The organism is Hoylesella enoeca JCM 12259 (assembly GCF_000613405.1).
Classification (GTDB): Bacteria; Bacteroidota; Bacteroidia; order Bacteroidales; family Bacteroidaceae; genus Prevotella; species Prevotella enoeca.
This window is the reverse complement of record NZ_BAIX01000114.1, coordinates 1-729: the sequence shown is the minus strand read 5'-3', so window position 1 is coordinate 729 and position 729 is coordinate 1. Positions and strand designations below refer to the sequence as shown.

Sequence of the window (729 nt, the reverse complement as noted above, 5' to 3'; positions counted from 1 at the left end):
GGTCGGGTAGAATATACTAAGGCGTTGAGAGATTCATGGTTAAGGAACTAGGCAAATTGACCCCGTAACTTCGGGATAAGGGGTCCTCATAGCAATATGAGGCGCAGAGAATAGGTCCAGGCAACTGTTTAACAAAAACACAGGGCTGTGCAAACTCGAAAGATGACGTATACAGCCTGACACCTGCCCGGTGCTGGAAGGTTAAGAGGAGATGTCACTAGCAATAGGAAGCATTGAATTGAAGCCCCAGTAAACGGCGGCCGTAACTATAACGGTCCTAAGGTAGCGAAATTCCTTGTCGGGTAAGTTCCGACCTGCACGAATGGTGTAATGATCCGGACGCTGTCTCAACCATGATCTCAGTGAAATTGTAGTATCGGTGAAGATGCCGATTACCCGCGATGGGACGAAAAGACCCCGTGAACCTTTACTACAGCTTAGCATTGACCTTGGTCATCCGATGTGTAGGATAGGCCGGAGGCTTCGAAGCGGGTGCGCCAGCATTCGTGGAGCCATCCTTGAAATACGGCCCTTTGGCTGTCTGAGGTCTAACACACCTATGGTGTGGACACTGCTTGGTGGGTAGTTTGACTGGGGTGGTCGCCTCCAAAAGCGTAACGGAGGCTTCCAAAGGTGCCCTCGGACCGATTGGTAACCGGTCTCATAGAGTGCAATGGCATAAGGCGCTTGACTGGGAGGCAGACATGCCGAGCAGGCAGGAAACTGGGG

General features: G+C 51.7%; 1 rRNA gene. It reads left to right on the top strand.

Annotation, left to right across the window (positions count from 1 at the left end):
* Positions 1-729, top strand: a 23S ribosomal RNA gene (locus tag JCM12259_RS12850); the annotation flags it as partial.